Annotated in this window: 23 protein-coding genes; 2 read left to right on the top strand and 21 right to left on the bottom strand. The window is 39.1% G+C overall.

Features of this window, described 5'->3' with window-relative positions; genetic code table 11:
• Positions 1 to 43: 43 nt before the first annotated feature.
• From BFJ94_RS24975 to BFJ94_RS24930, 11 genes are all read right to left on the bottom strand, one after another.
• Complete coding sequence (locus BFJ94_RS24975; RefSeq protein ID WP_229717216.1) at positions 44 to 862, bottom strand: S1 RNA-binding domain-containing protein; 819 nt, start codon at positions 860 to 862, stop codon at positions 44 to 46.
• A 68-nt stretch (positions 863 to 930) separates the two neighbouring features.
• Positions 931 to 2,406: a type IV secretory system conjugative DNA transfer family protein gene (locus tag BFJ94_RS24970; RefSeq protein ID WP_229717215.1), complete on the bottom strand. Its 1,476-nt coding sequence runs from the start codon at positions 2,404 to 2,406 to the stop codon at positions 931 to 933.
• A 33-nt stretch (positions 2,407 to 2,439) separates the two neighbouring features.
• Positions 2,440 to 2,928: a hypothetical protein gene (locus BFJ94_RS24965; protein ID WP_120465017.1), complete on the bottom strand. Its 489-nt coding sequence runs from the start codon at positions 2,926 to 2,928 to the stop codon at positions 2,440 to 2,442.
• 39 nt (positions 2,929 to 2,967) lie between these two features.
• Positions 2,968 to 3,981, bottom strand: coding sequence for a replication-relaxation family protein (locus BFJ94_RS24960; protein ID WP_120465016.1), 1,014 nt, complete (start codon positions 3,979 to 3,981; stop codon positions 2,968 to 2,970).
• A 241-nt stretch (positions 3,982 to 4,222) separates the two neighbouring features.
• Complete coding sequence (locus tag BFJ94_RS24955; RefSeq protein WP_120465015.1) at positions 4,223 to 4,852, bottom strand: hypothetical protein; 630 nt, start codon at positions 4,850 to 4,852, stop codon at positions 4,223 to 4,225.
• 95 nt (positions 4,853 to 4,947) lie between these two features.
• Positions 4,948 to 6,168 carry an FtsZ/tubulin family protein gene (locus BFJ94_RS24950; protein WP_338044304.1) on the bottom strand — a complete coding sequence of 407 codons (1,221 nt, stop codon included), beginning with the start codon at positions 6,166 to 6,168 and terminating at the stop codon, positions 4,948 to 4,950.
• A gap of 35 nt (positions 6,169 to 6,203) precedes the next feature.
• The gene (locus BFJ94_RS24945) at positions 6,204 to 6,569 is read right to left on the bottom strand and encodes a hypothetical protein (RefSeq protein ID WP_162944402.1); all 366 of its coding nucleotides are present in this window, start codon (positions 6,567 to 6,569) and stop codon (positions 6,204 to 6,206) included.
• Positions 6,570 to 6,641: 72 nt separating this feature from the next.
• On the bottom strand, positions 6,642 to 7,208 hold the full coding sequence (locus BFJ94_RS24940) for a hypothetical protein (protein WP_120465012.1): 567 nt from the start codon (positions 7,206 to 7,208) through the stop codon (positions 6,642 to 6,644).
• Between the two features lie 178 nt (positions 7,209 to 7,386).
• Positions 7,387 to 7,557, bottom strand: coding sequence for a hypothetical protein (locus tag BFJ94_RS25535; RefSeq protein WP_162944401.1), 171 nt, complete (start codon positions 7,555 to 7,557; stop codon positions 7,387 to 7,389).
• A 12-nt stretch (positions 7,558 to 7,569) separates the two neighbouring features.
• Entirely contained in the window at positions 7,570 to 8,034 is a 465-nt protein-coding gene (locus tag BFJ94_RS24935; RefSeq protein WP_120465011.1) for a hypothetical protein, read from the bottom strand.
• A gap of 425 nt (positions 8,035 to 8,459) precedes the next feature.
• Positions 8,460 to 8,894, bottom strand: coding sequence for a prepilin peptidase (locus BFJ94_RS24930; protein WP_120465010.1), 435 nt, complete (start codon positions 8,892 to 8,894; stop codon positions 8,460 to 8,462).
• Positions 8,895 to 9,033: 139 nt separating this feature from the next.
• Between BFJ94_RS24930 and BFJ94_RS26260 the strand changes: the two genes are divergently transcribed.
• Positions 9,034 to 9,123, top strand: a complete 90-nt coding sequence (locus BFJ94_RS26260) for a putative holin-like toxin (RefSeq protein ID WP_222860704.1) — start codon at positions 9,034 to 9,036, stop codon at positions 9,121 to 9,123.
• Between the two features lie 167 nt (positions 9,124 to 9,290).
• Here the strand turns inward: BFJ94_RS26260 and BFJ94_RS24925 are convergent, their stop codons facing one another.
• Positions 9,291 to 11,681: a CARDB domain-containing protein gene (locus BFJ94_RS24925; protein ID WP_120465009.1), complete on the bottom strand. Its 2,391-nt coding sequence runs from the start codon at positions 11,679 to 11,681 to the stop codon at positions 9,291 to 9,293.
• A gap of 88 nt (positions 11,682 to 11,769) precedes the next feature.
• Entirely contained in the window at positions 11,770 to 12,639 is an 870-nt protein-coding gene (locus BFJ94_RS24920) for a copper amine oxidase N-terminal domain-containing protein (protein WP_120465008.1), read from the bottom strand.
• Between the two features lie 616 nt (positions 12,640 to 13,255).
• Between BFJ94_RS24920 and BFJ94_RS24910 the strand changes: the two genes are divergently transcribed.
• Positions 13,256 to 14,701 carry a helix-turn-helix domain-containing protein gene (locus BFJ94_RS24910; RefSeq protein WP_229717213.1) on the top strand — a complete coding sequence of 482 codons (1,446 nt, stop codon included), beginning with the start codon at positions 13,256 to 13,258 and terminating at the stop codon, positions 14,699 to 14,701.
• A 123-nt stretch (positions 14,702 to 14,824) separates the two neighbouring features.
• Here BFJ94_RS24910 and BFJ94_RS25530 read toward each other — a convergent pair whose 3' ends face one another.
• The 8 genes from BFJ94_RS25530 to BFJ94_RS24875 form a co-directional block, all read right to left on the bottom strand.
• The gene (locus BFJ94_RS25530) at positions 14,825 to 15,226 is read right to left on the bottom strand and encodes a hypothetical protein (protein WP_162944400.1); all 402 of its coding nucleotides are present in this window, start codon (positions 15,224 to 15,226) and stop codon (positions 14,825 to 14,827) included.
• 336 nt (positions 15,227 to 15,562) lie between these two features.
• A complete protein-coding gene (locus tag BFJ94_RS24905; protein ID WP_120465006.1) occupies positions 15,563 to 16,030 on the bottom strand; it encodes a helicase C-terminal domain-containing protein in 468 nt (155 codons plus the stop codon).
• Positions 16,031 to 16,103: 73 nt separating this feature from the next.
• Positions 16,104 to 16,589, bottom strand: coding sequence for a 2-amino-4-hydroxy-6-hydroxymethyldihydropteridine diphosphokinase (gene folK, locus BFJ94_RS24900; RefSeq protein ID WP_162944399.1), 486 nt, complete (start codon positions 16,587 to 16,589; stop codon positions 16,104 to 16,106).
• Positions 16,590 to 16,668: 79 nt separating this feature from the next.
• A complete protein-coding gene (gene folE / locus BFJ94_RS24895) occupies positions 16,669 to 17,259 on the bottom strand; it encodes a GTP cyclohydrolase I FolE (protein ID WP_120465004.1) in 591 nt (196 codons plus the stop codon).
• Positions 17,260 to 17,263: 4 nt separating this feature from the next.
• Positions 17,264 to 19,033, bottom strand: a complete 1,770-nt coding sequence (gene pabB, locus BFJ94_RS24890) for an aminodeoxychorismate synthase component I (protein ID WP_120465003.1) — start codon at positions 19,031 to 19,033, stop codon at positions 17,264 to 17,266.
• Between the two features lie 12 nt (positions 19,034 to 19,045).
• Entirely contained in the window at positions 19,046 to 19,636 is a 591-nt protein-coding gene (locus BFJ94_RS24885) for an anthranilate synthase component II (RefSeq protein ID WP_120465002.1), read from the bottom strand.
• Between the two features lie 40 nt (positions 19,637 to 19,676).
• Positions 19,677 to 21,812: a glutaredoxin domain-containing protein gene (locus tag BFJ94_RS24880; RefSeq protein WP_120465001.1), complete on the bottom strand. Its 2,136-nt coding sequence runs from the start codon at positions 21,810 to 21,812 to the stop codon at positions 19,677 to 19,679.
• 54 nt (positions 21,813 to 21,866) lie between these two features.
• Complete coding sequence (locus BFJ94_RS24875) at positions 21,867 to 23,150, bottom strand: bifunctional folylpolyglutamate synthase/dihydrofolate synthase (RefSeq protein ID WP_120465000.1); 1,284 nt, start codon at positions 23,148 to 23,150, stop codon at positions 21,867 to 21,869.
• Positions 23,151 to 23,177 lie beyond the last annotated feature (27 nt).

The following is a 23,177-nucleotide window of genomic DNA, read 5'->3' as shown; positions in this document are numbered from 1 at the left end:
ACCGAAGTAAGGAAAGAGGCGAAAGAGGCGAGAATCGCCCCTTTCACTTTTTGGGAATAATCCGCCCATAAATCCGCTCTTGCTTTACGTCAACACCACGGATACGAATATAGACTGTATCGCCCCGCTTCACTTTTCCGAACCGGATATGGGGAACCAGAGCATCGACTCCGCGCTCAAGATTAACGAAAATGCCATATTCCATTACACCGGATACCTTACCTTTGTAGGTTCCTTTGGATACATATCGTTTTGCGCAATCCGGCCATGGGCTTTTCTCTGTTGCCTTCTTGCTAACCTTCACGATTTTATTTTCTTTATCCAGTTCTACAACCTTCACTTTGAGGTGATCCCCGGCACTTACTTCTTCACGAAGATCATCTACCCATCCATAACCATACTCCTGAACCGGCAGCTCCGTTGTAATACCGCCAATATCCAGCATCAACACCTTAGGAGTAACATTACGTACTACCGCTGTAATTACCGCATCTTGCTCCAGCCATTTCCACGTCAAACCTTCCATATGTTCCAGGGCTGCTTGACGGGATGCGATGAAGGTATCTCCTTCACGATCATAGCTCAGGATCTTAAAGGCAACGGGTTCTCCAAGTAACCGCCGAAATTCATGGGCATCCTTCGTACCAGAGAAATCCTGTGGGATATATCCTCTGACTCCACCGACTAATACCACGCCACACAGCTTGTTTAGCTTTGGCTCAAGACCAATTAGTTCAGCTTGCAATACAAGATCATTCTGCCGGGCACTATAAATCTGCGCCCAGCCTTCATCATAGCTGCTCTGCTCCAACTTCTCCTCATTATAACCTTCAATCAGCACTTTCTTTAACTCTTCACTCATGTTCATTAACCTCCATAAATTTGTTTTTTGATATTTGAAAAACCTCAGCACAATTAGCGCTGAGGTTCTTACTCAAATGGATCTTCTTCTGTTTTTGTCGTTGTGTAATCGAAATCATCTTCGTCTACATGTGGTTCATCTTGGATAGGGTCGGATATAAATTTTAAACGTGAAGTAAATGTTTCTTGATTAGGCTGCACATCTAATGCCACATTGCCCTGTTCAAGTTTAGCGCCTCCGCTCTTGATTACGGCACCAAATCCTCTCCACCATCGCCGCTTTACTTCCCATTCCCGCCGCTCTTTCCAGTCCCTCGGAACAAATGAACCTTTGCCTATTTTCGGCGGTAAAGGTGTACCATCGTCCAGAAGCTTCGCCACGTAATGGAATTTGGGTAGTCCATCCATCATCTGCGTGTAAAAAATACGGTCTTCTTCCTTTTCCGTGTCCCGGTAGTTCTCCGGCAAAAAGTTAGGGAGTAATAATTGCTGTTTAAATGTGCTTTGACGCATTATGATTTGTTTTTTCCCAAATTCCCGACTAAATTCAACAGCATCTTGATAAGATAGCCCGCCAAAAGCGATTTTGTTTCGGCAACTCGTCATAATGGATTGCTTCATGGCCTTAGCGTTGATCTTGCCAGATTCGACTTCTAGCTGCCCCAAAGACTGGATAGCAAATATTCCGGCTGTTCGATACTCCGCTGCAATGGATAAGAACAACTCCACATCGGGATTAATATATCGGGAATACTCATCCACGATCATAAAATGCGGTACGCGCGTGCGCTCTGTGCCCGGCCTGCGGAATGTTCCGCTCTGCAAATGCATAACGACGAACTGACCAAAGGCATCCCCGGCTTTCCGCAATTTACCCATGGCCGTATTTACGGCTAATACACCGCCAGAAGCAAAATGCTTGTCCATGTCGAAATCGGATTGTCCAGTCAAGATTGGCTCCAGATGCCGGTTAGACGTTAAGTTCTCAAGCTGGGCGCGAAGCCCGATAACAAACTGCTGATATTTTTCCTTCTGTGCCCCAAGCAGTTCCGATTGGAAAAACTGAACCAGATCGGATTCACCCTCTTTAAAACGAAGTTCCTGTACCTTATCCTCCAGCATTCGTTGATCTCGCATCGTTCGGAGTACATCGCCCAGGTTAACATCATCCAAGTAAAGACGTTTTAAAAGCTTGGTAATATTCCGTCCGGCAAGCTCCTGCACTGTAGCAAAAAATGCTTCCTGTTTCCCGAACATAGATTTAAGGACAGTAACCGTAGCTTCTGCTACGTCGTCCTCGTCGCCTTTCATCACCGGAAACCGCGCGCTATGAGTTATTGTGGGATCAACATGGACACAGGGCATATCCATTTCATCACACATTTCTGCTACCATTGCCGCAACATCACCTTTAGGCTCCACAACAGAAAGTCCGAGTGGAACCCCCTTCTTCTTCAGAAGCAGCAACTGATAAATCATGGGCTTGAGTAAAGTGGCTGTCTTTCCACAGCGGGTAGGGCCAACAACAAGCATATGCGTGAACATATCACTGCCTCCCCATTGAATCATGCTCTCACCTCAATCCTTCATAGGTATTTCTTCACCCAAGATCAGCCGAATCTCTGTCTTGGAGGAAATAAATAGACGTTTAAAACTTTTCCAGCGATCGGCTGCCGTAGGTTTGACATGGACAAGTTGTTGCTTGCTCACATTGCCTCGACGGTTTTTCAAATTGTGTTCGAGTCTGTAATTGGCAAAAGTAAGGAACGAGGACAAAATGAGTGCTGCTATAAAGGCTGTGTGCACGGTTCCTGTTATCGAAAACGGAAAGGATAGAGTCGCTATAATCTCCTCTTTCAGTCTGAGACACAACGCTATCCCAATCCAAAGCAGGCTGGTGAAGAAGTAAATTAGCTTATTCTCCCGTTCTAACACCCAGCCGTATAAATAGATGATTAAACCGACGATGCTAAGTGACCAAGGAATAAATAACGACCAACCCGGTAAGCGCCAATACAAATAAGCCCACCCGCCAAGAGTGAGCAATAAGCTTACGAATCTGATCATGGCATATAAGTTTCCTTTCAAATCTTCGTTCAAATGAATTCAAAGGGAATTCTTTGAAATACCCACAATATCCACATGTGCTGCGGTTGATAACTCCTGCTTGTAGTGTTCAACTTCATCCTCATAACAAAAAAGAAGGACTCTTCGTCCTACTGTCTGGCTTACACCTATGGAGTAGTTGGTTAAACATCGTTTCAAAGTCATCATGTTCCTCGTCAGGAGTTCGATGACATAGGGGTCTTTCCACGGACCAATCCGTTCTTTTTGCACCAGCCCGTATTCAAATCCGTATTTGCTGGAATGGCCAACTTCTTTCAGTTCTCCATACGGTTCAAGCAATTTCTGTAGCCTTAAAAACGTGTTTGTCAGGATGTATTCCCTTGTGATTTGAATCCCCCACTCATTGAACGGCAGCAAGTGAACCGGAATGCCACCTGTAACTAAATTTAGCTTCTCACTCATGGTTTCAAAAGCATGTTTTACGGATACGCTCTTGTAATACACCAGGAATCCTCGCAGTTTCATGTGCTTCTTGATCTCGTTAATGATCTTGACTAGCGTTTGTTCCCTGGCATCGGGCATCAGGATGTAGATCATATAATCCCCTTTGTCACTTCTGAATCCACCGACCGTTAGATTACCACGGTTGAGATTGTATTTGCGCTTGATCTGGCGAGAGTCCATATACGGCACTTCGGGGATCTGCACGAATAGCTCGTTCGCATCCGTAATGTACTGCCGCTGTTGAATTGACAGCCCCAAATCCCGTGCACGATAGTTCTTGCTATCCAACAAGCCACGTTCTATTAACAAGTCCATCCCTGCTTCGGTTAATCGAACATAAGCCGCCGTGACTGTTCGACCTGCGGTTCTCTTACCAAACACATTCGTAGTTATGAGTCCTTCCTTCTTCATGATATATAACCGTTTATGTGCGTACTTCTCACTGGCAAAATGCTTCATCGTAATTTGCTTCTTCGTCATTTCCCGTAGTATATACAGTTCCTGCAATATACTCAGGTCCCGGTCTGTCCATTCACGTTGTCTTGGCATGTTTACCTCCTTTCTGCTGGAAATTTACTGCCCCGCATTCTAAGATACATCGTCTTGTCAGGGACGGTTTATGGGTTAATGGACGGGGGGCGTAGGACGGGGTGCTCAGAGTCTAACGCTCAACTGCGTTTCGCGGTAGCCTCTTCCCACCTTTCCGCTCTAGCCTCGATTCCGTACCGGGTACAATCCAACATCCAGCATATATTTTCAAGAAGTTCTTTCCGAAAATAACGGGTTCAACTCATACGGGGCGTTTATCGGGTTCAAACATACCCGAAAAATCGTACCCTGATTTATATTTTTCACGGACATTTTCGATCATTTTCAAAGCATTTCGGGAAGGTGTAACAAAGACTTGAACGTGGTTTCTACGCTTCACATCCAAGAATCCTGATTCCATTGTTTCAATTTCCTTCCATGAATCATCTTTAACAAATCCGGCATATCGAATAGCGTTGATTATTGCACTACGGTTACGATTGTCCAGATCACGAATCATTAAATCCTCAAAGAAATGACAGATGTAAATAAAGGCCGACTTCAATATTGGGGCTTCTTTTTGAGAAGCTGCGGTTGCTTCCATAGTGGCCTGAGTGTAGTAGTCCTTAATCTGATTTTTGTATTGCTTGTCTTTCAGGTAAAGCGGAAGCATTCCTTGATAAGAGAATTGATACACTGGATAATCTCCTAACATGAATGTGCTATAGATACACGGTGGATAAACCTTGGGATCAGGAGATGTACTTTCAGGTAGCATCGTTCGCCATTCCGACAAAGACTTTCCTAATTTAAAAGAAAGCTCCACTGCTTGACGATACATCCCCTCAACCTCTTCAACTTTATTCCGGGCCTGATCTTCCCAAAATGACATCTGCTTCACTCTCCTTTTCTTATGTGCATCACTTAACAGTAAAAATTTAGAAAATTCTCGTTTCTTCTGCCGCAGATCGTTTTAATTGAAGCGTATCACTTCAAGTGGTTTAAAAAATCAAACGGGTCTTTGTCAATCGACTGCCCTTGGGCTGGGGCTGAAGCTGGTTCAGACTCTGAAAGTAACGACTCCAAGTCAACCGCCGCCTTCTTTTCCTTGGACTTGACCCCTGCCAGCGCTTCTGCAATGGTATCCGTTTTCTGGCTGCGTTCTTCCGCTTTGCGCTCTAGCTCTGCCAATTCCTCTGTCAGTTTCATCACACTATCCGGGAAATTGAGTCCTGCAAATACGGTATAGATCGTAATTTTCCCCGGCTGATCTCCGACATAAGTCGCCACCGGATTTTCATCCAATATCGGTGTACTCTCATGCAGGAACGACTGAATCTGCTCCACAAACGCATGAGTGAAAAGACGTCTTGCCGCTACATTGTCAGCCACAATGCTGACTGCGCTACTGGTTGCGCCTTGAAGATCATACCCAGCCGACAGCTCTCCGTTCAGCACGCTTTGCTTGATTGCTTCCATGTATGTTACTGGAGAAGCTAGATCAACTGACTGAGCAGGTAGTACGCACTTACCAATATGCAGGCATCCTCCCGTCTTTAACATGTTCAGCCACTCCGAAGCATCAAAATGATAGCTACCATAGGGCTTATAGCAGGAAGTGACAGTGTTAAGATCATGAAGCAGACGTGCTACATGCCGATTACTTGATTTCATGAAGTCCTCTACACTCTGACTTTGACTCAGGCCAGTTTGAAACAGCTTTTCATTGTCCACTACAACGATAGCCCCTAATCCTTGCATAGCTCTCTTTATCACCTGAAGACGCTGCAAGGCATTATCCAGTACCTTCCTGCCTTCATTACGCCGTGGCAACGTAAGCAGCAGACCGAAGCGCCCAACAAAGCCTTTTCCGTGCAATAGACGAATAGCCTCAATAATCGCTCCAGTACCTGTACCGCCACCTAAACCACAGCAGACAAAAATGTAATCTCGGTCACTAAAATAGCTTTGCACAGTCTCCGCAATATCAGCCTTATGGACATTGAATGCCTCCTGTCCAAGCTGAATATCTCGACCTACACCTCGTTCGTACCCCGTGAGCGTAATCTTCTTAATATTTGGGTAATCCGGCAATTTAAGAAGATCCATTTGGTTACTGTTAACGAGCATGGCCGTATAAGGGCGCTGTTCACTCTTTGCAGTCAACCGTATTCCAGCACACGCATGAGCAATAGATGTCCCTCCCATACCCAAGCCGAAAAAACCATACTTCAAGCTGATATTCATTGCCCCACTTCCTTTCGTTTGACTCGTTCTTGCATCAGCTTATATTGCCTATAGTTGAGTAGTTCTTCCCCTAACGGAGATAATGTGTATCGCTTGGATTTTGCCACTTCTGCTACTTTTACCAGCGATGCGCCTTCCAACATTGCCGCTGCTTCGTCCAGCAAGTGCCTTGATCTAATCGGTAACTGCTCTTGCTCCACATTAGGGTGAATCTGCTGATATAAAGCATTAGTTACCTCTCTTAACTGCTCCTTCTGCACAGGCCGTTCTGCCATCCTGAGAGCTGCCAACATCCACATCATGTTTTCGTTCTCAGCCGTAGCCGATAATAGGGCATCCAAAATGGCTTCTCTGCTCATCAAGATCGTCTACCTCCCTTCAACCTTCAGTAAAAACAAAAAAAGCCCCTACCCGAAGGCAGAGGCTAAGTCTAATCATTTCAAACCTAAACGTCGATATTGTTCTACAACCATTTTTCGCATGACTTGTTCAACTTCACGATCATTCTCATCCACTTGGAAAAACATGTACAGTTCATTTACTGTTTCCTTATCGAGCATGGGCAATAACTTGTTCCACCAAAGCAGGACATTAAATTCATCTGACCACTTTGGTTCAGGAAGCAATCCCATCTTCAATACATTTTCTCGAAACAAACTGAAATAATACTTCTTCAAATATTTTTCTCCAATATCGAGAGCTTGCTCATCTTTAAGGTGTACATTAAATACACCTTCCGGGTTCTCCATCAATTCTAACAAGCGGTGTTTTTCCTCTTTAACGTAGCTCTCCAACTGCTTAATTTTACGATATTTCTGAAGAATATAGTCGTTCCCGCAAGAAGGAGAAGCGGATTTCCCTGAGTCCATTTGCTTTTTACCTTTGAACAATTCAGCCCGAATCCGAGCGTTGATCAACCGAGCTTCCGCATTCATACGACGAATTTCCATCTCTTCCTGAATAATCTCATTGGCACTGTGCCCTTTCAATTCTAAACTCATTTTACTCCTTCCCGTTTATCCCAAGCCGCCTTACGGCGGTGTCGGAAATAAACACCGCCGTTTAACGCCGGGCGAGAGGCGAGATTTTTATGAATAGCAAAAAAAAGCCAATGTCTACAGGCGTTTCCCTGTTCATCGACTTTTAAATAAACAATATCAAATATCTATAAGCTGTTATTCAGGAACGAGCATTTTCTGCACGTTCAGCTTTCATTTTAGCGATGGCCTCACTGATGGTTCTGTCACGATCAGGATTGTCCCCTGGAACAGATGGAACAACATAATGTCCATCGGTTAAACGGCGAGCTGCTTCATCAATGCTCTCCTCTGGATACTTCATTCTTTCCATGGTCATCACCTCTTATTTTAAGTATAGCATAATTAGCTTTCTGGCGTTAGCCTCGTTAATGATCATACGACCACCGCCTATATGCGTAGCAAGCATATTCCGTGCATAATAGGCAATTAGATGTGTTTTTGCATCAAGAGCTACAAATCCTTCATAGCCAAGATCAAGGCTACGTTGACAAGCAAAGGAAACTAAAGTCTCCCCCACAAAATCAAACACCGTATCAAAGCGATTATGAGGTGCGCTTTCGATCAAGTGTATGTACACATGATCTGCTTTTCGTTCCAAGGCAATAACCCCTTGTATGTAATCATTCCCACGGATCACCAATTTATATAATTCAGCATTTCGGTATCCAAAGTAGATGTCCCAATTAAATGCTTTCTCCCAGCCTCTCATACCCCGCTTTATATCTACAGGTTGCAGGGGGAGAAACTCGACCGGATACAACTCTCCACTTTTGACGTGCAACAGCAAATTAATACCTCCTCATTTAACTTATCAAACAAATAAGAATGGCGCACGCTCCTTTCATTAAATATAAAAAAGCCGATCCCCACATGAAAAATCCATGCAAAAATCGGCTTTTAAAACAATGTCATAATTTCAACAGATACAAGCAAATGCGTGAAAGCAATACTTTTATCAGAGCCTTTCGGTACTCTTCTTCCCTTGTTCTCAGCGATGGAGATTTGGGGAAACCTCTTTGTCCTACTTTTTCCTCAGCCTATAGCCTGTAGGGGAGGGATTGCAAACCTTCACCAATTTAGGTGACTCTTGTCTCCTGCATTAGGGAGTATAGAGAGAATAAATATATAAGATAATTATACCATCCTCATCTCAAAATGGAAACATACATTCTATATTGATATATTCGTTCTAACCATTTTTCCAAGTTCAAGTTAACTTAATCCTATTGCAAGCATTGATGTCTGCGCTATTAAAAAGAATGGCGCCAGTGGTATTTTCATTTTTCGATTTTTCGTAACCATGATCCCAATGACTCCACATACCCCAGCCAAGATCAGTATTAAACAAAGAAACAATAATGACTCCTGCCAGCCAATAGCCAGCCCGACTAGAGCCATCAACTTTATATCTCCACCGCCGACTGAACCTGGAATCAGTAAAGCGGCAAGATACAACACACCTGATGCTACAAACAGTCCAAGAAAATAACGCCATTGATTCTGATCTGAATTAAAAATCCTTATCAGTAATATAAGCCCTAATCCTTTCATAATAAGCCAATCCGGAATAGTTCTCCATCTAAGATCAGTATATGTTGCTACTCCTATAACAAGGAAAAGAGTAACATGCACGTAAATATAGCTCATATTCTCTCCTTTCAAAATTACTCTTACTAAATGCAGAAAAGCAGCCTCCGAAGAGACTGCTGATGTTTGTTCATGCTATAATTGAAGATGCAACAGAAAGGCTATATGGGCGGTCGGCTAACCTCTCGGAAGGGAGGTGATGCCTGTGGAAGTATATCAATCGTTGACGCTAATGATTTCATTTGCGACTCTCGTTGTACTTATACTTTCTTTCCACAACAAAAAGTAGACCGCCCCCAGCAAAGGTGATTGGTCTACTTTTTGTCATTCACTCTTAAAGCCGAACCGCCCTTAAAAGCGGCTGTTGCATGGGACGGTGACCGCCGTCCCATTATTAATATATTTATCTTATATCTAAATTATAAGTCTCAAATCACATACATGCAACGATCATTATTAATACCACTCCGATGTATCCCGCTTCGTTTGCCAATCATCGTACATACTTCCATAGATGGTTATCTTCTTAACGAGGCAAGATGATAAATCGTTCTGCCCTGCATGCATAGCTACAATCTCAAATGTATACTCTCCATCAGGAGCTTTGACATCCGTGTAGAATTTTCGTTCGTAGATATCAAGAAACTTAGATTTGAAATGCTCCCTCGGCAATTCCCACGTAGCTGACTTATCATCCCCACTTGTCTTAACCAGGCCGATGCTGGTCACGTAATCATCGTTGGTATCCCAAATATATACTCTTACCTCAGTCGGCCCTTTCAGTTCCCCTCCAATCGGTTTGGCCGTTCCTTCTAAACCTTTAGGAACCTTTGTTTCCCAATCTGTGGTGTACTTGGTTTGGACCTTGATCTCCACTCCATAACCGGCACGAGTAACTTCATTTGGATTCAAACCATTCTCCTCAGCCCAAGGTATAATCTCCCATGAACCGCGACTTTCCCTGTCTGATTCCTTCGCTTCTTCCGGCTTCCAAGGCGGGGCTGTAGGAATCCCTTGTTTGGTATTCAGTTCAGCCGTAACCGACAGCTTTTCATTATAGGTTACTGTACGGTTCTCCCAAATCGGATCACTGTAGTCAGTGTACGATTCGGTAGAGGTATGCGATTTGCCTTCACTATCCGTCCATGTTACTGTTCTTGTTTTGGTTGGATAGCCAGTAATCAATGGATATGATACATCCCACTTTGCTTCTGGCTTGGTGGTATCACAATAAGCATCCCCGCTGTTCTTAGTTACAGAGCAGCCTGTGAAGGCTACGTTGTTAGAACGATCTTTATCCTGCTTCTCCTTCTCGGGGTCTACATGAACACTTAAGTTATGAGTCCCAACCGGGCCTGTCCATTTGAAGCCTCCTACAGTAATTGGCTTGTTGGCTGGCATGTCTTTTCGGGTTTCATATATGATCTTCTTACCATTCTCCACAAAGCGAATCAGTACGTTGGACATATCCGTGCTACCCACATTTTTCACCTTTGCTGTTACGGTAGACGATTGACCTACGGTTAGCGCCGATGGGCTGGCCGTAATGGACTGGGCAATCAGGTCGTTCTCTGCCCCCTTACGCTCGATCGTCCAGCCGCCTTTTATCTCGTTATTATGATAAGCTTCATTCGGTGATTCCAGCGCTCGGTCTGGATGATTCGGATTGTTTATCGTGACATCTGCCTTAATGTAATAGATGCCTGGATCCTCGCTGATCTCAATCTTCCCAAGCATATAACTGTACTCTTTACCTACCGTAAACTGCTCTGGCAGCTCCTTGTGCATTGACGAGAGGTCAATGTCGGCCTGAACTGCACCGCCGATCGTTACCTTTGCTGTCATTGGCATTCCGCGTTCACTTGCGTAGTCACCAGAGATAATATCTTCATCGCCATCATAGCGGAATTTCACCCAAAGCTGGCCAGCTTCAGTTAGCGTCAGCTTTGTTGGAACGTAGTCCATGTTGAGATCATCCGCCAATGTCACACTCTCGATCTGAGTACGTCCGTAGCCATCATCTACAACAATGTCCACGTCTTTGCCTAAAACACGCGATAGCTCTTTGCTAGCGATTTTGACGGTATTGCTATACTGAGCATCGGTTGTAATGATAGAGGTTAGTTTTACTCGCTTACTCATGTCAGGAAATGCATCTTTAGGCAGCGCATAGACATCCACCTGACGTTCACCAGTATCAACGCCAGCAGTTGTGAAGCTCACGGTCAGTTCCTCGCCCTGTGTGACTTTCAGGGTAGGCCAAGCAGTGACATTAAAGTAGGCATGGCCTTTACCGTCAATCTTTTGTGTTCTATCAAATTGAATACCCATGCGGCTGACGATGCCGGAAGTGCGGAGGAATTTGAACTGATCTACAATATATGAATAGTCATGATCAGAATCATAATCTATCCCACGAACAGTAAAAGTATCCCGGAAATATTGTTTTTGCTTCTGAGAGACATTTTGCATATGTCCTGACCATACAGCGTCAAACAGATCCCCTACAGCTTCCTTGCTCTTATAGGTAAGTCCAAATCCGTTTTTGTCCGAAAATACCGGATCGCCCGGTTTTTCCTTCACAGCAAACACGTCGTAATTGTCTATAATCTGCTTCTGACCATCAGCAAAGGTAAATACCCCTTGCCATTGATACAGTTTCCACTTGTTGTCCGAAACTTTATACCCCAATGCAGGAATATAACCTATAAAATGCTCACCTGTCTTGCTATATTCCCATGGATCAACATCCTTCACATACCTCTGTAACATTGGCATTCCTGCAGCAGATGCAACAGCAGATAGTAGCACGAATAACATTAAAAATATCGAACCTATCTTCTTCATTTCTTTTCCACCACCAATAATAAATATTAAAAAGAGCCCGCGAACACTTCGCAGACCCTTAGATTACATATAGACACTCACAGATTCGTTATTTAAGATTTTGTGCCAATTTTTGTACTTCTGACAATGGTGCCGCAGTATACCCACCAGAGGTTACTACGATCGCTTCATTAACATTTCCGAAAAGAGCAGCTAAATCCTCATTAAAGCTACTATCCAAGTTGATAAAATACCCTTCTTGTTCGTCCCGTCCAGGATACACCTTCGCAAATGAGATGGCTCCTTTGCCCTTACCGATCTCGAAAGTATAGTTCTTTCCGGAAACTAGTTTGGTATTTCCATAATTTCCGGTTGCTCCTTGTGGCATTGTGAAAGTCAATTTACCGTTGGACACTTTCATATTGTCAACAAACAGTTCCTTTGCCAAATCTGTATATCCCGCCTTCCATTCAAACTCAGTGCTATACATGTTATCATCACTCGGAACCGGATCAGGATCAGCTACAGCTTTACCAGTAGAAATGCTTACAAGGCTTTGACTGGACTTCCATTCCACCGTAGCACCCAATGCCTCCGATACAAACCGCAGCGGTACAAATACTCGGTCTTGCTTAACTCGGGCTGGAACGTCCAAGGTTACGATACTGCCATCCACCAGTACCTTTTTACTGTTGACCTCCAAGCTAATGTTCTTATCACCTAGAGTCACGTACACCGTCCGGCTTACTCTCTTACCAACAGTCTCCTTCTTATAATCCACTTTCGCCCCCAGCGATTCAGATACAAACCGAACCGGGATCAATACTCTATTGCTCTCAACGTAAGGCTTCGCATCTGGAAAGCTCACGTTCTTTCCATCAACCTGAACATAAACTGTCCGGGCCGCCGAAGCCGATCCCAATGCCATCCCCAGCAGCATAACCGTAGACATTAAAACAAGTCCTAATTTTTTTAACATTTTTCTACACTCCCTTTTCTGAATTAGTGGGGTATTCGCATACCCTATTGATTTCCAAAAAACTTCAAATTCCGAATACACAACATAGATTCCATTATAATCCAAGCGCTGTTTTCACTCAATTTCTTTGAATCAATTCCCCTCCTCTATATTCAGTCTCTATAAAATGTGAAAAGCTCCACCGACTGAGGTCGATGGAGCTAAAAACTTTTCATTTATAAATATAGCCGCGTGACAGCAAATAATCTCTATGAATAGTCAATTAGGCACTATGCAGTGTTCTGACCTCGCTCATTGTATTATCATTTGGTCATTAAAAGAAAATACCCTCTAAAAAGAGGATATTAGAACTGTAAAATATTTACATATTTTTATTTACAGCTTCGCTATTGAATTAATTCCATTATATACCTTGTGAGATGAAAATGCAAGATCATTTGTTCGTACATAAAGACATAATCATAATATCGTTTTTGACTGGATGAACCACTCATGACTGAAGTCACGAGATTCTTGGGAATAGAGCATACTTGATAGCGTATTTCTTTACTAACAGCGGTGTACATTATTATCTTCAGCGATTTGTTTCAATAAACTCGTGTCATGTGGTGTAAAATTGACCATTATTCAAATATTGGATATTATTGAAATATTGGAAAATCTTATCGGGGCGGTGGTTAGTATGGATTCTGCAACCACGATTACTACAAGACTTAATGATTTTATGAAGCAGGAGGGGTTAACCTTAAGTCAATTTGCTCAAAAAATAGGTTTAAATATCGGAACATTAAGTTACATTCTGAATGGAAACCGAACCTTGAGTATCGAACAATTGGACCTCATCACTGAATGCATGGGTTTAGCAAAAGGTTATTTCTATATTCAGTATTTTGAAGAAGTTCTAGCAGAATCTACTCCCAATTGGCGCAGAATTAAACCTTTTATTTATGGGTGTGCAGAGATTGGCAATTGGGACTTGATTCATAAAGCCGTTCAATTGCTGCTCGACAACTTGTTATATTCTCCACACCTCTTTGAAGTGGCAGAAGATTTCTATAGAATCGGTAAAAAAGAAGCTGCTATCATTTTATATGAAAATGTTGCTCTCAGTGAAAGAAGTCAGCATTCAGAACGTTTGGCCCTTTGCCAATATCGCCTGTTTATGTGCAAACTTGGAAAGGATCAAGAAAAAAATTATCAAGCAGCAATACAATTTGAATTATTCGTTGATCGCTTGGATGAATACGATCAGTTGGACGCATTGAAGGATTTAGCGAATACATACCGTTCATTACGCCGGTGGGACAAAGTAGAGGAAACGGCTGAAAAACTCAAAAACAAGGCTGAAATCCTATATCAAAGAACTACAAAATATAATCATCAAGACTATAAACTAACAACACCACTTTTCACATATATAGCTTACTCAAATCTACTATTAGGCAGCGTTTTTGAAATCAAGAAAGACTATGAACGAGCCATGCAGTACATTGCATTGTACGCAAACTTAGATTGGGTAAGAGAAGATGATAAGGATACGCTTATTTGGAAAGAAAAATTCTATGCTTGGGCTAAGATGAATACAATGGTCACCAAGTTGTCAGCTGGAGATTTTAGCGTACTACCAGAATACATCCAGTATCTTGAATCCAACAAAGACGAACGATTGCTATCTTTATTGAATATCATCGAAGCGGCCAATCGTTATCATTATAATGTTGATAGCATTCTTGAAAGATTTGATATTTCTTCAATAGTCAAAGCAGAACATTCAAATGATGTTTATACTAAACAGACTATTGAAGAACGTCTTGCACGCCTTTATTTTGAATTAGCTGACTATCACCTAAGCAAAGGCCTCTATAAGAATGGTTTTAAGTACTTAGTGGATAGTTTAAATAAATCAGAATCTATTAATGAAAAAACCTGTATAATTAAGTGTGTAGGCCTATTTGAAAGCTTACGTGAAAAGTGCGATAAAGCCTTAATAGAAGCCTACCAAAAAATAATTACAGAGGTGTATAATAATGAAAAGAAAACTGGCAGTACTATTTATGTCTAGTCTCTCATTGATTATTCTTTTTTCTCCGCCAATTGTTCACCTAATGGATCATCACGGAGGAATGTGAAACTCTATAACATTTACACTAACAGACCAGTTCTTGAACTGGTCTGTCTAATTTGATTAAAAATTCGAATAAATGATTAACATAATCGTGACAAGAATCATGGTATGGGGCGGATACGGATGCAATAAACTCTCGCCATTTTCATGTTGAATTTGCGAACGAGAGAGCATAATCGAAAGAATTTCATCGTTTTTTTCATACGGTGTAATCCGTAGCCAGCAATGACCGTTCCCTTCATATATAGATTCTAATTTTCCGCCACACGTTTCAATTTTGGATGTAATTTCAGCCTTCTTTTCATCACAACAATCGCCTGTGCATCCAAATGCAGCTTCTGTGCATTTTTTGGCTTGATATACTCGCGTTCCTTCTCCATAGTAATTAGAAAGTACTATCCTTTGACTTTGGTTAATATATGGAACATGTTCTCGAACCGGTGATATATCCTGAAACTTCACATATTACAGGTCTACTAAATATTTGTAGAGGTCTTCCCCAAATTTGAGTTTGGAGGAAAGTTCCTCACCCCGTTCCTTACATATGCTACGAGCGAATTCAAATTGTTCCGGAGTAATTTTGTGTTTCTTAGTTTTTTGTTTAACAATTTTCTTTTCTTTTTTCGATCTCAACGATGCTACGACTTCTTCAAGATTTGAAGGAATTTCAAGAAGACTCCTTGAATAGGGAATATAGCTGGCTTGAGAGCCGTTATTCAATTTACATTTATAGAAATCCCGAACCTCATCTAGGGATCGCGTAAATTTGTAACCTTTTTCCTCAAAGTCAGCCTTGGATCAAGCTGCCATAATCCGAGGAAAAACACTCGGATCTAATATAGTAATAATTCCATAATCTTTTATATCTCTGATTAGCCTGCCTACTCCTTGGTTTAGTTTAACCATCATATTGGGAAAAAGCACTTCTTGCATAAAGACATCCTCTAAACCTTCACCGATCAGTTTAAAATAGGGATCATAGGGAACTGGGAAGGGTAATCGTGAAAATATAACGGAAACTAATGAGCTTCCAGGAACGGAGAATCCAGAAAAAAAACTTCCGCTCCCTAGAAGAACACTTGTCTCGTCATTTTTGAATTGTTGTGTTAATTTTTCAACTCCTCCTTGTTCTTGCCTGAATAAAGTAACATCCATTTGATCACATATTATTCGCTCATATGTTGCTTGGATGTCAAAAGTATTAAGGATCTCCCTTCCATAATGATTAACATGTTCTTTATATGGAAAATTTGGTCTTTGATCCACTCTTGGCTTCGGTTGCGCGGATCAAAAACATGTTCAGGAACATAAATTAGCGCCTGACTTGTTATTCTTGTTTCTATTCTTGTTCTAAACGTATTACTTTTTGTTCATTCAAGTCTACAATATAACGATTAAGCTCATCGTAAGAATAAGGAAATGATACTAAATCTAGTTCTAACAAAGGTAAAAGAACAAATAGACGTTCTGTTAAACGAGGGTGTGGGATAATTAAATCAGGATGATTAATTTTTTCTTTACCAAACGTTAATATATCAAGATCTATTATTCTAGGTCCCCACTTTTCTTCTCTAACTCTCCCAAGTTCATTCTCTATTTCCATCAAACTTTCCAGTAATTCGAATGCCGTTAATGAAGTTTCAATCGAGCAGACCATATTAATAAAATTAGGTTGATTAATATTTCCTATAGGCGCAGTCTCATACCGGTTAGACATACTTGTTATTCTAATCTCTTCATTTTTCTCCAAGTAATCTAAAGCAGTGTTAAGATTATCATGCCTTCTACCAAGATTAGTACCTAATCCTATATATGCAATTGTCAATTTATCCCTACTTTCATGTGTATTTATCATAGGTTGTTAAGTTATATTTCGACTTAATTCATTCAATTTAACTAGTGGACTATTGTCCAATAGCTCTTTGAAATTCATCTCGCAGTCCTCTATCATCCTCAAAACAACCAGTACTTGCATATGTGATTGTTTTACTTCCGATTTTCTTAACTCCACGAGAACACATGCACATGTGTTCCCCCTCTAATGCAACCATCACGCCTAATGGATTAATATAATTCTGAAGTGATTCAGCAATTTGATTTGTAAGTCTTTCTTGAACTTGGAATCGACGAGCAAATACATCTAGTAATCGTCCCAATTTAGATAGCCCAATTATATTTTCTTGTGGTATATATCCAATATGTGCTTTTCCAAAGAAAGGTAGCATATGATGTTCACAAAGACTGTAATAGTAAATATCCTTTACAATTACTAACTCACTTTGAGATTCAGAGGGGAATTTGGTTCCAAGCTCTTCCCAAGGATCCATACTATAACCCTTTAATAATTCTGCATATGCCCTAGCTACACGCGCAGGAGTTTCTATTAACCCTTCACGTTGAGGATCTTCACCTAAAAGACTTAGTAAATGTCTAATACATTTTTCTATTTCAGATTTATTTTGTACAATAATATTATTTTGCTTAACATCTAACATAAAATTATCTCTCCAATCGAGTATATTGAGATTCATTAAAAGTTACTAATTGAGCTCTAACCCACCCTTGTACACTATTGATAAACCACATTTCTTGTGCAATTTTCAGTTCATCTTTCTTGATTATTTTTTCTTGTATCTCATTATTTTCTAACAAATAGCGTCTAAATGTACCTTGAAGTAATCCTGATTCAACCGGTGGTGTATAAAAAGTATCATTTATCTTTAAAACTACATTTCCCATAGTAAATTCTGTGATTTCATCTCGTTCATTACATAATAAAACATCGTTAATGCAACTGTTTTTATTGAATTTGTATATATTACGATTTGTAGTTTTGTGATAAAAGAATGGGTTTTTAGAATCAATTTTAAATTCACTTAAAGAAAAATTTATTATATTGTATTTACCCTTGATTTCAGAACTTTCAATGTTGATTTCTCCGTTTTGAGACAACAAAACACGTACCCTTAATGATTTATTACATTTATTTGCGATTGCATCGAGTTTTTTAATTATTTCTTCTCTATCATAAGAATAACCAAAATAATCTGCGGACTTAGACATTCTCTCCAAATGAAAATCTAAAAGATAGTACTCTTCTCCATCAAAACGAAGTGTCTCAAGAATTTGAAATTCAATTGGATCCTGTCGTAATACTGCTGCTTTATTAATTAATTCCTGATATTCTCCTTCTACTGAAGAATCCCATGTAACTCCGCCACCAACACCAAAAACAGCCTTGTTATTAGTCATTTCTATTTGAACAGTTCTTATCGCAACATTAAAGATGTAGTGATTATAAGGAAGCAGTAAACCTATTGTTCCACAATAAACACCCCTCTCACTTTTTTCTATTGATTCAATGATTTCCATAGTACTTACTTTGGGTGCACCTGTAATAGATCCACAAGGAAACAACGCTGAAAAAATTTCAACTAATCCAGCATCAGTGGTCGCATTAATCTCAGAAGTCATCTGATAAACATTTGGATATTTTTCAATTTCAAATAATTTCGAAACTTTGACTGATCCTACATCAGCTATTCGCCCTAGGTCATTTCTTAATAAATCAACAATCATAATATTTTCCGCTCGTTCTTTTTCTGTTTGGTACAACTTTTGCTTCATCAGAAAATCTTCTTCGTACCATCTTCCACGGGCTATTGTACCTTTCATTGGACGAGTCACAATAAAGTTATCTTGATACTCAAAAAATAATTCAGGAGAAACTGAAATAACTCTTAAATCACCTAAATTGATGTAAGCACAATATGAAGCTTTTTGGCTTTTACAAAGATTTTTATAGAAAGAAATGTCATCACCACTAAAGTGAGATTCAAGTCTAATAGTATAATTAGTCTGATATGTGTCCCCTTTTCTTATACTTTGTTTAATTGAATTAATTATTTCACTATATTCAGAAGCTGGAGTGTCAGATGACCAATAACCTGTATCGTACTCTCCACCTGTATAATTTTCGAATTTGTCTAAACTTTGCTCACGATCATATACAGCAAAATATACAAGAGGACACTTCGTTGCAGGTTTAGTAAGTAACCTTTTATCGAATGCAGCTGCTGACTCATAGGCGACATATCCAACTACAAAGTTTCCTTGTCTAGATGCCTCTTCTGAACGATGTAGACAACTTACTACTTCTTCTATGTTATATGTTTGAATGATTTCTTTAGGATTTTCAAAGAAATACTCATGTAATGTACCATGTCTATCGCGAAAATGAACATGAGCAGATCCGGTAGGAAGATACATATATCAGACCTCCTAGTTATTTTTACTCAACTCTCCGCATAATCTTACGAAATTGCCAACTAACTCCATACCGAACTCTGTAAGTTCTGCTTCCGGATGAAACTGAACGCCAAATGTCGGTTGTGTTATATGTCTAATCCCCATTATTGTTCCCTCACTAGTTGTCGCTGTTATCAATAACTCTGATGGAACCTTACTTTCGTCTAATACTAAAGAATGATATCTAGTTACTTTGATAGGAGAGGGAACTTTTTCGAAAATATCTTTACCATCATGAGTAATTAAAGAGACCTTTCCATGCACAGGTTCTACCCCTTCAATAGTAGAACCGTTATACGCATACCCAATTGCTTGGAAGCCAAGGCATACTCCTAAAATTGGTATTTGTTCACACATTATATCTTTAATAAATTGGATTAATTTAGGCAGATCTTTGGGGTGACCTGGTCCAGGAGAAATAATTACACCTGCTGGGTTAATTTCGCTTATATTCAGATTATCTATATCCTCAATATTAATAACTGTAATATCTACACCAAATCTAAGGAAGTACTGATATAAGTTAAAAGTGAATGAATCGTTATTATCAATGAGTATAAACACAGCTACCTCCAGTTTTGGAATTACTATCTATTCATATAATTTAAGATTTAATTTCCATGTGTTGTAGTATTAATCTTTTTAGAGTTCCATTGCGATACATCTCTAACAAAACACTACCAGCACCAATAAATCGACCATTAAAATAAATTTGTGGATAATGGAGCCATCCAGATAAACTATAAGTTATTTCCTTTAACCTAGAATTTGTGGACAGATCAACACTAACATATTCTAAGTTCAAGTCTTCAAGGATACGATAAACTCTTTCAGTGTATGCTTTATTCATAGGATCAAGATGATCAGTAACTAGCAAACACTTTACATCAAAAAGGTCCTTTTCCGACTCGATTTGACAGGAAGTTCTCTGGTCGCTGATTAGATATGAATTATTCTCGCTGCTATATTTATCTATACTCAAACATCCGAATTCACCATCTTGATTAGCAAAATACACTTTATTTCCAGAAACTAAACAACTCGTCAAGAAAGTAGAGTCCGACCATTCTTTGAGAAATTCTAAACATGGTAATTTCCAAACTTTTAACTTCCGATCAGTTGAAATTGTTGCCATGAAATCACCATGACTATCAACGCTCGACTTCCAAATCCTTCCTTCATGTGCTTTTATTAAATATGAAATCTTGAAATTTTCATTCATTGAAATTATAACTATGTCGCCTTCTAAAGATGAAATTATGAGTTGGTCATGTTTGTTATTCAGAGCCAAAGATGTGGGGTGTATTTGTGAGAGTTTTATTGACTTGATTAATTTGAAGTTTTTAAGTTCCCATATTGCGACTTCACCATCAATAGAGACACTTATAAATATATTTTTGTAGTTATCTAAAGCAATATCTAGAATTTGATCCTTATGGAAATGAATTTTTTTATATATCTTCTTCCTGAAAAAGTCAAAAACAAGTATGTCACCTTCTGCAGTTGCTATTACTAAATGATTATTCTGGATATCAATCTTAACATTATTAAACCAATAATCATCTAGATGGATCCTCTCATAAGAATCGTTATCCCTATCCCATATTATTATTTCTCCATCAGAAGTAACAGCTACAATACAATTTAATGTAGAGTAATATTCTATACCATTAATCCATCCTCCGTTTAGTTCAAGATTCTTTATAATGTGCCCAGTGTCAGCTCTCGAGCAAACTATTTTACTATCAGCGCCAACACTATAAACAGCTGTACCTGATTTGTCTTTGCAAAAATTCCATATAGAATTCTTATGATACTTATGAACTATCTGACTTGATTTTTTGTTCAACTTCACCAAACTACCGTCATAGTTACCTACAAATAGATCATCTGAAACAGAACTTAAATAGCATGAGGAAGCTACACCTTTATTAAGTGGAATAAAATCGATTAATTTTTGCTCGGTTACAGACCATTCACTAATAACACCATCCCCACCTGCAGTATAGAAGATCTGCTTTTCTTTACAATAAGCACAGTCATATATCCAACCAGTATGTTTACCTAATTCAATACTATCCCATATTCCTCCGTTATCTTTCCAAAGACGCACATACGTATCTAAAGAACAAGTTATAAAAAGAGATTCATCCAAAATATAAGTTACATTTACTTCACTCTCACAATCCTTGTACGATACCAGCTTTTCTTGATCAACCTTGACAAATATCTCTCCGTTAATTAGTCCAATTACTAAATTTTCTTCATGTAATGAAATAGAACAAATTCTATCTTTAAGTAGTCCACTATTAACTACTAATTCATTAATATCCGATAGGATTTCAATGTTGACTACATCATTGATCTGAATATAATTTAATGAAGGAAAATCAAAAAGAGGATTGTGAAAAGTATTATTTATTTTCCATGTTCCAAAATCTTTATCCACTTCAATTTCATAAATCAAATTTGACATTGTTAGAGCGTATAAACAGTTTGTATTCTTACTCCAAAAGATAAACTTAATATCACTCTGAATTTCATGAAGCTGAATACTAAATCCCTTCTGAGTAGAAAGATCCATTATATATATATTAGAATTGAACTGCAGAACAGCTAGCAAGTTCAAATATTTAGAGTGCCTTATGGTTCGTATAGAGTTTCCAATTTGTTTTTGTTGATTAATGTCTATTTCATTTACATTCCAATTTCTATTTTGGTTGTACCAATCTAGCTTCATTTTTTCCTCCCTAAAATAAATTCTAGTTTAGTATTTGTTCATATTTGATAATATTCATTTATTAAAGAACTCTCTTGCTTCACCAATAATATAAAGAGATCCCATAATACAAATAACCTCATTCTCTCCCAAACTATTCAAACTGCTTCTAATAGCTTCTTGCATACTTTCAAAAACATCAATATCATCAAATTGTTGATCCTCAACACATTTAGCAAGCACTTTGCTAGATAGTCCTCTATTATTAGAAGGAGTAATTGTTGAAATTGATCTCGCAATCGGCAAGATTAGTTCAATCATTTTTTTGTAATTTTTATCTTGTAAAACCCCAATAATAAATTTAATTTTTTGGTCTGGAAAATATTTGGATAAGCTATTTACTAGGTTAGCAACTCCATCCTCATTATGCGCACCATCTATAATAACCAAGGGGTTTTCATTAATAACCTCCATTCTTCCAAGCCAATAAGCTTTAGATATTCCAATACGAATATCATCATCACTTATCTTAAAGTCTTTTTTTTGATTTAAAGCTAAGCAAGCATTTATAGCTATCACTGCATTTCTAATTTGGTGCTCACCTAACATAGTTATTAATAGATTGGTAAAATTTGAATAATTAAATACGAATCCTTCAATATCACTCTTTAATACCTTAATTTCATCGAAATTCGGTTTTATCAGTGAAGCATTTTTATTTTGAACAGTTTTTACTATTTCATTCTCAGCTTCATAATCCTGAGAATGTAAAACTAAGGTGGTTCCTTCTTTAATAATTCCTGATTTAGTCCTAGCAATTTCTCGTAATGTGCTACCTAGAATGTCTAAATGATCGAAGCTTATTTTTGTAATGATAGATACTTCTGCAAAATCAATTACATTAGTAGCATCAAACTCACCACCTAATCCAGCTTCAAGTAACACTAACTCACATTTCTTTTCATAGAAAAATTGAAAAGCAGCTGCTGTTGTAATCTCGAAAGTTGTAGGATGTTCAAAACCCTTTTGAAGTAGTATCGTTACTTTGTTCTTTACATATGAATTAACTTTTGAAAATTCCTCATCGGTTATATACTGATTATTTACTTTTATTCTTTCATTCCATTTATGTATATGCGGTGATGTGTATACTCCGATTCGATACTTAGACTCAGTCAAAATACTATTTAAAAAAGTTATAGTCGACCCTTTTCCATTTGTACCTGCAACATGAATATATTTCAGTTTTTTTTGAGGATTTCCCATTTCCTCAAGGAGAGCATGCATACGATGTAGTCCGGGTTGAATACCAAATTTCTCAATGCTCTCTAAATAGTTTATTGTTTCAATATAATTCAATTCCGCCTCTCCCTCTCCCTCAATAAC

Source organism: Paenibacillus aceti (assembly GCF_003614185.1).
In the GTDB taxonomy this organism is placed as follows: domain Bacteria; phylum Bacillota; class Bacilli; order Paenibacillales; family Paenibacillaceae; genus Fontibacillus; species Fontibacillus aceti.
Note: the sequence above shows the minus strand (reverse complement) of the source record. Positions and strands in the feature narration are given on the sequence as shown.

Excerpts from the sequence above, each read along its gene's own strand:
- BFJ94_RS26260 (WP_222860704.1), top strand. The coding sequence starts at position 9,034 with ATGCCTGTGGAAGTATATCAATCGTTGACGCTAATGATTTCATTTGCG.
- BFJ94_RS24925 (WP_120465009.1), bottom strand. The coding sequence starts at position 11,681 with ATGAAGAAGATAGGTTCGATATTTTTAATGTTATTCGTGCTACTATCT.
- folE (WP_120465004.1), bottom strand. The coding sequence starts at position 17,259 with ATGTTAGATGTTAAGCAAAATAATATTATTGTACAAAATAAATCTGAA.
- BFJ94_RS24975 (WP_229717216.1), bottom strand. The coding sequence starts at position 862 with ATGAGTGAAGAGTTAAAGAAAGTGCTGATTGAAGGTTATAATGAGGAG.
- BFJ94_RS25535 (WP_162944401.1), bottom strand. The coding sequence starts at position 7,557 with ATGGAAAGAATGAAGTATCCAGAGGAGAGCATTGATGAAGCAGCTCGC.
- BFJ94_RS24960 (WP_120465016.1), bottom strand. The coding sequence starts at position 3,981 with ATGCCAAGACAACGTGAATGGACAGACCGGGACCTGAGTATATTGCAG.
- BFJ94_RS24965 (WP_120465017.1), bottom strand. The coding sequence starts at position 2,928 with ATGATCAGATTCGTAAGCTTATTGCTCACTCTTGGCGGGTGGGCTTAT.
- BFJ94_RS24970 (WP_229717215.1), bottom strand. The coding sequence starts at position 2,406 with ATGTTCACGCATATGCTTGTTGTTGGCCCTACCCGCTGTGGAAAGACA.
- BFJ94_RS24930 (WP_120465010.1), bottom strand. The coding sequence starts at position 8,894 with ATGAGCTATATTTACGTGCATGTTACTCTTTTCCTTGTTATAGGAGTA.
- BFJ94_RS24955 (WP_120465015.1), bottom strand. The coding sequence starts at position 4,852 with ATGTCATTTTGGGAAGATCAGGCCCGGAATAAAGTTGAAGAGGTTGAG.
- BFJ94_RS24880 (WP_120465001.1), bottom strand. The coding sequence starts at position 21,812 with ATGAAGCTAGATTGGTACAACCAAAATAGAAATTGGAATGTAAATGAA.
- BFJ94_RS24940 (WP_120465012.1), bottom strand. The coding sequence starts at position 7,208 with ATGAGTTTAGAATTGAAAGGGCACAGTGCCAATGAGATTATTCAGGAA.
- BFJ94_RS24920 (WP_120465008.1), bottom strand. The coding sequence starts at position 12,639 with ATGTTAAAAAAATTAGGACTTGTTTTAATGTCTACGGTTATGCTGCTG.
- BFJ94_RS24950 (WP_338044304.1), bottom strand. The coding sequence starts at position 6,168 with ATGGGAGGGACATCTATTGCTCATGCGTGTGCTGGAATACGGTTGACT.
- pabB (WP_120465003.1), bottom strand. The coding sequence starts at position 19,033 with ATGTATCTTCCTACCGGATCTGCTCATGTTCATTTTCGCGATAGACAT.